This window comes from Streptomyces sp. NP160, assembly GCF_006335115.1.
GTDB lineage: Bacteria > Actinomycetota > Actinomycetes > Actinomycetales > Quadrisphaeraceae > Quadrisphaera.
Genome location: NZ_VDMJ01000113.1, coordinates 1 through 388 on the forward strand (window position 1 = coordinate 1; position 388 = coordinate 388).

The following is a 388-nucleotide window of genomic DNA, read 5'->3' on the forward strand; positions in this document are numbered from 1 at the left end:
CGTCGCGGCCGGTGGCGACGACGGCGAGCGCCCGCGTGGTCGGCACGCCGAGGGCGTGCATCGCCGAGCTGATGACGTGCTCGCGCAGCATCGGCCCGACGGCGGCCAGCCCGTCTCCGCCGCGGGAGAGGGGGGTGCGCCCGGAGCCCTTGAGGTGCAGGTCGCGGACCTCACCGCCGCGGGTGGTCAGCTCGCCGAGGAGCAGCGCGCGGCCGTCGCCCAGGCGGGGGGAGTACCCGCCGAACTGGTGGCCGGCGTAGACCTGCGCCACCGGCTGCGCCCCGTCGGGGACGTGCTCGCCGGTGAGGAACCGCACGCCCTCGGGGGAGCGCAGCCACGCCGGGTCGAGGCCGAGCTCCGCGGCGAGGGCCTCGTCGAGGACGAGCAG

Annotated in this window: 1 protein-coding gene; it reads right to left on the reverse strand. The window is 78.1% G+C overall.

The window, feature by feature from the left end; translation table 11 throughout:
* Positions 1 to 388 (reverse strand): protein adenylyltransferase SelO family protein (locus tag FHN55_RS22165; RefSeq protein WP_180358021.1); only part of this gene is annotated, 388 nt, incomplete at both ends.